Raw genomic sequence first — 6,766 nt, 5'->3', positions numbered from 1 at the left:
TGGTTTATATATCCCATTACGTCCAAACCTGGACGGTCTACCCCCTCCCCCTCCCGTTGTGGGGGGGCCGATCGAGTTTGCTTAGATTATCGTTATACGTCCAAACGAGCAGGGGCTACCAGCTCCCTCTCCCTGTGGGAGAGGGTTGGGGTGAGGGGCAAGCCTTTGTCGTTTATGTTAATGTTCTGTCTCAGTAACGGCTTACCCAGGGAAAAATATGGAACATAAACTGGACGACTTTATCCGCCATGCGTTAAGTGCCCAACCGATCAGCGGCACCTCGCTGATCATCTCACTCTATGGCGATGCGCTGAGCCATCGCGGCGGTGAGATCTGGTTGGGCAGCTTAAGCGCACTGCTGGAAGCGCTGGGCTTCGGCGATCGTTTTGTGCGTACCTCGGTGTTTCGTTTGCAAAAGGAGGGTTGGCTGGACGTAGAGAAGATTGGCCGGCGCAGCTATTACCGCGTTACCGAGCAGGGTATGCGCCAGTTTCGCCATGCCGAATCCAAAATCTACCTCAGCGAGCAGCCGCAATGGGATGGCAAATGGGAGCTACTGCTGTTGGAAAGTGCGGAAAAAACCGAGCGTGCACGGCTGAAAAAAGAGCTGGGCTGGCTGGGCTTTGGCCAGATCGCCAACAACCTGATGGCTGCACCGACCCATGCGCAAACCGACGTTACCGCCCTGCTCGGCGAGCTCAACGCCAGTGAGCAGGTGATCTACTTCCGTGCCGACTACCCCTATAACCGCTCAGAACAGACGCTGCGCCAAATGGTCGCCAACTGCTGGTCGTTGAGCGAAGTGGCCGGTTACTACCATGAGTTTATCGTCTCTTTCCGCCCGTTGATGGCTCTGCTGCGCGAAGCCGACGAGCGGGAACTGACGCCCCTGCGATGCTTTCAGATTAAGCTATTATTAATCCACTTTTTCCGCCGCGTGGTGTTGAAAGATCCCCTGCTGCCGGATGCCCTGTTACCCGCTCAATGGGAAGGCCAGATAGCCCGCAACCTGTGCATCAATATCTATCAGCGGGTAGACCGCGCCGCGACGGAATATGTCAGCGCTTTGGCAGAAACTACCATCGGCACCTTGCCTGCACCCAGTGCCGGCTACTATCGCCGCTTTGGCGGACTGCCGCGCGATCTCACTACATCTTGAGGAGTTTGTGCTATGCCCGTGTATCAGATTGACGGCTTGACACCGGTAGTCGATCCCAGCAGCTATGTTCACCCCACCGCGGTACTGATTGGCGACGTGATTATCGGCAAAGGCGTCTACATCGGCCCCAATGCCAGCTTGCGCGGCGACTTTGGACGCATTGTGGTCGAAGACGGTGCCAACGTGCAGGATAACTGCGTGATGCACGGCTTCCCGCAGCAGGACACCGTAGTTGAACAGGATGGGCATATCGGCCACAGCGCCATTCTGCACGGCTGCCGCGTGCGCCGTAACGCGATGATCGGCATGAATGCCGTCATCATGGACGGTGCGGTCATTGGCGAGAATACCATCGTTGGCGCGGGTTCCTTCGTCAAGGCCGCTGCAGAGATTGCCGCCAACCAACTGGTGATCGGCAGCCCGGCAAAGGTGATCCGCGAATTGACCGAACAGGAATTAGCCTGGAAACGCACCGGCACGCTCCAGTATCAGGAGTTGGTCTTGCGCTGCAAAAATAGCCTGAAAGAAGTGGCCCCGCTCACTGCACCGGAACCAGGCCGCCAGCGACTGAACTTCGGCGACCACATCGTCCCCAAAAGCCAACTTTAGTTCTGAGCCGGGCCGCAGCCCGGTCAACAATTACTCCATACTCTGCACCGGTGCCTCGGCAACAACCGAGGTCCGCGTGCGGCGGCTGTAGAAATAGATGGCCACCAACAGCACGGTGAAGGGAATGCCAAACCACAGCGTCATTCTAAAGAAGTCCGTGAATAACGTGGTCACCATCAGTCCGGCCATCAATAGCGCCCCCGCCAAGGTAAAGTAAGGGTAGCCCCACATGCGGAACTTGAGATGCGTCTGCTTATGCTGGCGGCGGAAGAACAGGTGAGTAACAAAGATCATCAGCCAGGTGAAACAGGCGCCGTACACCGAAATCGACATCATCACCGCGAAGGATTTCTCTGGAGCGGCAATGCTCAGCACGATAGAGACAATAATCCCCGCGCAGGAGAGCGCCAGCGCGTTGACCGGAATACCCCGTTTGCTAAGCCGCCCCAGCGCCGCCGGAGCCTGCCCGGCACGTGACAGTGAAAACATCATGCGGGTGGTGATATACAGCTGGCTGTTCATGGCAGACAGTGCAGCAATCAGTACCACAAAGTTAAAGATCCCGGCGGCGGCAGGCAGGTGGATCACGTTCATCGCCACCAGGAACGGGCTTTCACCAGTGCCGGACTGCCGCCACGGCACGATGGCCAGCATCAGCGCTATCGACATCATATAGAAGATAAACAGCCGCAGAATGGTGCCTTTAAACGCGCTTTTCACGGCTACCACCGGGTTTTTGGCTTCCCCCGCGGCAACCGCGATCATCTCAATACTCAGATAGCTGAATATTGACACGATCACCGCAAACCACATGCCTTTCACCCCGAATGGGAAGAAGCCACCGTTGTCGGTGAAGTTACGGATACCGAAGGTCGGGTTGGCGGAAAACGCCAGGATACCGATGCCAATCATGATAAATGCCGAAATGGCCACCACCTTGACGGTAGAGAGCGCGTACTCCACCTGGCCAAAAGACTTCACCCCAACGACGTTGACGACAATCACCGCTGCCGAGAACAACAGTACCCACGGCCAGATCGGCGTGCCTGGGAACCAGAACTGCATATACATGCCGATGGCGGTCACCTCGGTGCCCACCGCCAATACCACGCAAGACCAATAGGAATAGCGCACCAGAAAGCCAAACAGCGGGCTAAGATAGAACTCGGCATAGTCGCCAAACGACCCTGGGGTTGGGTGCTCGGAGGTCATTTCCGCCAGGCATCCCATCAACAGCAGCGCAATCACCCCGCCGATAAAATAGCTCAGCAGTACGCTTGGTCCTGCCATCTGGATCGCGTAAGCACTCCCCAGAAACAGGCCGGTACCGATGGCCCCCCCGATCGCCAGCATCGACATCTGCCCGGCGGTCAGGTGCTTTTTCAGCCCATCCTGCCGCTGGGCGATAGCGTCAAAACGTTTCGCATCTTTCATGGTTGCTCACCTTTTTTATGCGTTATGCGGTACGGGTAACGTCGAGGATAGCGGCGGTCACATAATCCAGGTTTTGCTGGTTGAGGCCAGGCAAACACATCCTGCCGGGCGCCACCAGATAAATGGAATATTGCTGCCGCAGTTGACCGAGCTGACGTTCATTCAACCCGGTGTAGCTGAACATGCCCTTTTGATCGCGAATGCGGGCGTAGTCCAGCGTGGTGCCGCCCTGCTCCAACCCAGCTGCCAGGCCAACGCGCATCTGTTTGATCCGCTGACGCATGGTGGTCAATTCACTGGCCCACTGTTGATATAGCTGCGGGTCTGCCAGCAGGGTTTCCACAATCTGGCTGCCGTGAGTCGGCGGGCAGGAATAACTGCGGCGGATCAGCATTTTCAATGCGCCCTTCACATTCGCCGCAGCCTCGGCCGTAGCACAGCGCACCGATAGCCCCCCTAAACGCTGGCCATACAGCGCCACGTTCTTGGAAAAGGAGTTGCTAACCAGAAAATCGACATCGGTTTTCAACATCGCCCGCAGTGCGAAGCAGTCTTCATCCAGCCCATCGCCAAAGCCTTGATAGGCGATGTCAAAGAAAGGCAGTAGCCGACGCTGTTGCACCACATCGATCACCCTTTGCCATTGCGCTGGGCTGAGATCGGTGCCGGTGGGGTTATGGCAGCAAGGATGCAGCAATACCACCGCCCCTTCCGGCAAGGCGGAGAGCGTGTCGAGCATGGCATCAAAACGCAGTTGACCAGACGCATCGTCAAAATACGGATAGGTATTCACCTTCAACCCAGCCCCTTCGAAGATCGCCCAGTGGTTGGCCCAGGTAGGATCGGAAACCCAGATTTCACGGCGCGCCAGATAGTGATAAATAAAATCGGCACCCAACTTCAGCGCGCCGGAGCCACCCACGCTTTGCACCGTGGCAATACGATCCTCAGGTTCACCAAACAGCAGCATCTGGATCTGGCGGGCAAACAGTGCAGAACCTTCGATTGGTGGGTAAGTATGTGGCCGCTGTTGTTCCAGTAAACGCTGTTCGGCAATATGTACGGCCTGCATCAGGGGAATATTACCCTGATGATCGTAATACAGACCAATCCCCAAGTTAACCTTTTGCGGATTAGCATCCTGCATATAGGCTTCCATCAGTGACATAATAGGATCGGGCATTGACGGGGTAATATGTGCGAACATAGATCATCCTTAATTCATTGGCTAATGAATTGGCAAGTGAATGTTATTTTTCTAATAACTAATTAGGCAATGGCGCTAACGGTAATTTCTATTTTCATCCCTGGCACCACCAACTTATCAACAATCACCGTTGAGCGGTTGGGATACGGATAATTAAAATACTGTTGGTAGATTTGATCGAGCAGCTTAACGTCATTCACATCGGTAAGATAAACAATAACCTGTAATACATTATCGCTATGGCTATTGGCGGCCTTCAGCGTGGTGGCTAAATTATCAAACGTCAGCGTGATTTGTTTTTCCGGGTCGCCGGTTTCAATAGTGCCATCCTGGCGGACCGGGCCATGGGCGGTGAATAACATCCCGCCGCCTTTGGTCGCCCAGGAAAAAGGTTGCCCGATCTCCGGCAGGCCGGTTTTAATGACTGTGCGCATCAAGGTACTCTCCATCGGTAAGCAGGAAACGGTGCAGAACGCCATCGGCAGCAAAGACCGCATCCAGCACGCTGTAATGATTAGCACCGGGGAGCGCATAACGGCTAACCGGCAGCCCTTGCTCCCGCAATGCGGAATAATAATAAAGCGATTGCCCAATCAGCTCCGGCAGTTCTGCCGCGCCGTAAAACAACACCATGGGCTTCAAAGAGAGCGGTATATTACGCGCCGGGCTTAGGGCCGCTATCTGCTGGGTACTCAGCTTTAGCTGCTGGTTTACGTAGCTGGCCAGTAGCGGCTGTAACTCAAAAATGCCGCTGATGGGAAACACCGCCTGCACCAGCGGATGGTGTTGCCAATACGCCGCCAGATGCCCACCGGCAGAATGGCCCGTGAGATAAACCGGCTTATCGCCACGCGGCTTCAGGCGCCGCTCGATGGCATCCAGCGCCCCGCCAATTTGCTGGCAAATATCGGCCAGGTTAGCCTCTGGTGCCAAGGTATATTCCACCAATACCACATCGAAACCTAATGACAATGGCGTGCTGGCAATAAAAGCAAAATCCTGTTTATCACAAAACTGCCAATAGCCGCCGTGAATAAATATTATCGTGCCTTTATATTCTTCAGTTGAATAAAACCAGTCAAAAACTTCACGCGATGAATCCCCATAAGCAATATCCAATTCATGGCATTGCTGTTGGTATACTCGCTGACTACGGGATTGAAATGAGAGCAGGATCTCGTTTTCATCAGCCACCGTCGTTGCGTTATCGTAACTGCCCGCTAGAAGTTTCATATATTAAACTTTGTTTATTATTTAAGATGTGAGTTAACTATTAGCAACTTGTTAAAATATTGTCAAGACAGCGGCGACAGCAATGCGTGATCGGCGATATAAATTTAATTTTTTGGCCAATAAGTTTCACTGGTTAAACATTTTCGACGTTATTTTAAAGTTTCATCCATGAAACTCGAAAATAAAGCTGAGCGGGCGCAGCATGCGGCGCCCCTACAGGTGAGTCGGTTGTATTTGCGAAATTTTACTGAGGTGCTGGTAGGCGTAATCCCAAAAGGTGCGCACCTTCAGCGGCATATACTGCACGTTATTCGCCACTAGCTGCACCGGCACCGGCTGGGGCTCGTAGCCGGCCAACAGCCGCACCAGAGTGCCATTGGCCAGATCGTCCGCCACCTGATAAGACAGCAGCCGGGCAATCCCCTTGCCTGCCCGCACTGCCAACAGTTGAGTTTCCACCTCGTTTAACAACAAGCGCGGCGTCAAACGTACTCGCTCACCATTTTCGTTAGGCCCAAAGCGCCATTCACCTGACGACGGACGTAGAGTACCCACAATAGTGTCATGATCGCTCAACTGTGCGGGTTCCTGCGGTTCCCCGCGTTGCGCCAGATAGGCCGGGCTAGCCACGGTGATGCGTGTCACCTCTCCGAGCTTACGCGCCACCTTGGAGGAATCCTGTAAATGCCCGATGCGCACCGCCACGTCCAACCCTTCATCGATCAACTCCAGATTGCGGTCATTTAACTGCATATCGATCTGGATTTGCGGGTAACGCTCGAGAAAGGCCATCACCACCGGTGCCACATGCTTGCGCCCAAACTGCACCGGCGAAGAAATACGCAGTAGCCCGCTCAGTTGAGCCTCTGCGGTATCCATCACCGCGTCCTGATAGTCATGCAACAGAGCACGCGCGCGTTCGGCTAACCGCAACCCGGCCTCCGTGGGGGCCAGACGCCGGGTCGTGCGTTCCACCAGTCGCGCACCAAACCGCTGCTCCAAAGAAGCGATAGCTCGTGTCACCGCCGGAGCGGAACGACGCAGCTTGCGGGCCGCACCGGCCAAACTCCCCTGCTGGATCACCGCCACAAAAATCGCCAACTCGTCCAAACGATCCATAGATT

At 54.9% G+C, this 6,766-nt stretch carries 7 protein-coding genes; 2 read left to right on the top strand and 5 right to left on the bottom strand.

All coding sequences use genetic code 11. From position 1 onward, the window contains the following. Nucleotides 1-217: 217 nt before the first annotated feature. A complete protein-coding gene (paaX, locus tag ACLQ7H_RS23110; protein ID WP_411754680.1) occupies nt 218-1,159 on the top strand; it encodes a phenylacetic acid degradation operon negative regulatory protein PaaX in 942 nt (313 codons plus the stop codon). Between the two features lie 12 nt (nt 1,160-1,171). Further along, nucleotides 1,172-1,768 carry a phenylacetic acid degradation protein PaaY gene (paaY, locus tag ACLQ7H_RS23105; RefSeq protein ID WP_411754679.1) on the top strand — a complete coding sequence of 199 codons (597 nt, stop codon included), beginning with the start codon at nt 1,172-1,174 and terminating at the stop codon, nt 1,766-1,768. Between the two features lie 30 nt (nt 1,769-1,798). Here the strand turns inward: paaY and ACLQ7H_RS23100 are convergent, their stop codons facing one another. The 5 genes from ACLQ7H_RS23100 to ACLQ7H_RS23080 form a co-directional block, all read right to left on the bottom strand. After that, nucleotides 1,799-3,202 (bottom strand): amino acid permease, encoded by a 1,404-nt coding sequence (locus tag ACLQ7H_RS23100; RefSeq protein ID WP_411754678.1) that lies wholly within the window; start codon nt 3,200-3,202, stop codon nt 1,799-1,801. 22 nt (nt 3,203-3,224) lie between these two features. After that, the gene (locus ACLQ7H_RS23095) at nt 3,225-4,409 is read right to left on the bottom strand and encodes an aromatic amino acid transaminase (protein WP_411754677.1); all 1,185 of its coding nucleotides are present in this window, start codon (nt 4,407-4,409) and stop codon (nt 3,225-3,227) included. A gap of 62 nt (nt 4,410-4,471) precedes the next feature. After that, nucleotides 4,472-4,843 carry a RidA family protein gene (locus tag ACLQ7H_RS23090; protein ID WP_411754676.1) on the bottom strand — a complete coding sequence of 124 codons (372 nt, stop codon included), beginning with the start codon at nt 4,841-4,843 and terminating at the stop codon, nt 4,472-4,474. After that, entirely contained in the window at nt 4,827-5,642 is an 816-nt protein-coding gene (locus ACLQ7H_RS23085; RefSeq protein ID WP_411754675.1) for an alpha/beta hydrolase, read from the bottom strand. Before ACLQ7H_RS23085 ends, ACLQ7H_RS23090 begins: the two co-directional genes overlap by 17 nt. A 213-nt stretch (nt 5,643-5,855) precedes the next feature. Next, nucleotides 5,856-6,761 carry a LysR family transcriptional regulator gene (locus ACLQ7H_RS23080; RefSeq protein WP_411754681.1) on the bottom strand — a complete coding sequence of 302 codons (906 nt, stop codon included), beginning with the start codon at nt 6,759-6,761 and terminating at the stop codon, nt 5,856-5,858. Nucleotides 6,762-6,766 lie beyond the last annotated feature (5 nt).

This window comes from Serratia sp. (in: enterobacteria), assembly GCF_046715635.1.
Classification (GTDB): Bacteria; Pseudomonadota; Gammaproteobacteria; order Enterobacterales; family Enterobacteriaceae; genus Chania.
This window is presented reverse-complemented; position numbering and strand designations above follow the sequence as displayed.